This is a genomic window from Metabacillus rhizolycopersici (genome assembly GCF_020075705.1).
Genome location: NZ_JAIQUM010000253.1, coordinates 1 through 651, shown reverse-complemented (window position 1 = coordinate 651; position 651 = coordinate 1). Strand labels below are relative to the sequence as shown.

The window sequence follows — 651 nt, the reverse complement described above, 5'->3', positions numbered from 1 at the left end:
ACAAATCCTCCTATGATAACCTCATGGAAGAAAACATTTTTAGATGGTGGTGCTGAAGCTCTGGATAGATCGAAAGGACGGCCACCTATGTCTGATGAAGCTAAGAACAGAAAGAACAAACACTCAGCTGAAAAAGAAATGACGTATGAACAACAATTGGAAAGAGAAAATGAGCTTCTTCGTTTAGAGGTAGAATACTTAAAAAAGTTGCGAGCTTTTCAGATGAATCCGGACGGCTATCTCGAAAAGCACAAGCAGCGTTATCATTCGAACTCAAAGAAACCTTCCGATTAAAGGATGTACTGCATGTAGTTGGTATACCAGAATCCTCTTATCATTATCGTATAAAAATGATAAAGAAGGAGAGTCCCGATCAGGAACTAGAAGCATGTATTCTATCTATCTTTGAGGAGAACAACGGCAATTATGGTTATCGTCGTATCCACTTGGAATTGAGAAACCGGGGACATAAAGTCAATCATAAAAAGGTTCAACGTATCATGAAGAAACTAGGCCTCAAAGGAGATAAGTTCATAAGAAAATCACGTAAGTATAGTTCTTACAAAGGGACTGTGGGGACTATTGCGAAGAACCTTATTAATCGCCGTTTTCACACAAATGTCTGCCATCAAAAGTTAACTACTGATATAA

General features: G+C 38.2%; 1 protein-coding gene and 1 pseudogene. Both read left to right on the top strand.

Annotated elements, in window-relative coordinates:
* A pseudogene (locus K9V48_RS28420) lies at positions 1-294 on the top strand (helix-turn-helix domain-containing protein); the annotation flags it as partial.
* A 56-nt stretch (positions 295-350) separates the two neighbouring features.
* On the top strand, positions 351-651 hold a 301-nt coding region (locus tag K9V48_RS29870; RefSeq protein WP_224142350.1), incomplete at its 3' end, for an IS3 family transposase.